The sequence below is a fragment of the Pseudomonas sp. NPDC088429 genome (genome assembly GCF_044753305.1).
GTDB classification, from domain to species: domain Bacteria; phylum Pseudomonadota; class Gammaproteobacteria; order Pseudomonadales; family Pseudomonadaceae; genus Aquipseudomonas; species Aquipseudomonas rustica.
Window position 1 is genome coordinate 4,983 of the sequence record NZ_JBIVMX010000049.1, and the last position, 399, is coordinate 5,381.

The following is a 399-nucleotide window of genomic DNA, read 5'->3' on the forward strand; positions in this document are numbered from 1 at the left end:
AGCTTCACCCTGTCCTCGGCCATCAAAGGCAAATACGGCCTGGTGTTCTTCTACCCACTGGACTTCACCTTCGTCTGCCCGTCCGAGCTGATCGCTCTGGACAACCGCATGGCTGACTTCAAGGCCCGCAACGTTGAAGTGATCGCTGTGTCGATCGACTCGCACTTCACTCACAACGCATGGCGCAACACTCCAGTGAACAATGGCGGCATCGGCCAGGTGAAATACACCATGGCTGCCGACATGAAGCACGACATCGCTAAAGCCTACGACGTTGAGTCGGAAGGCGGCGTAGCGTTCCGTGGCGCGTTCCTGATCGACGACAAAGGCGTTGTCCGCTCGCACATCATCAACGACCGGCCCCTGGGCCGTAACATGGAAGAGCTGATCCGCCTGGTC

The 399-nt window shown here is 58.4% G+C and carries 1 protein-coding gene; it reads left to right on the top strand.

Annotation, left to right across the window (positions count from 1 at the left end; translation table 11 throughout):
- A partial coding sequence (locus tag ACIP66_RS20890; protein ID WP_400650506.1) for a peroxiredoxin occupies positions 1-399 on the top strand: 399 nt, incomplete at both ends.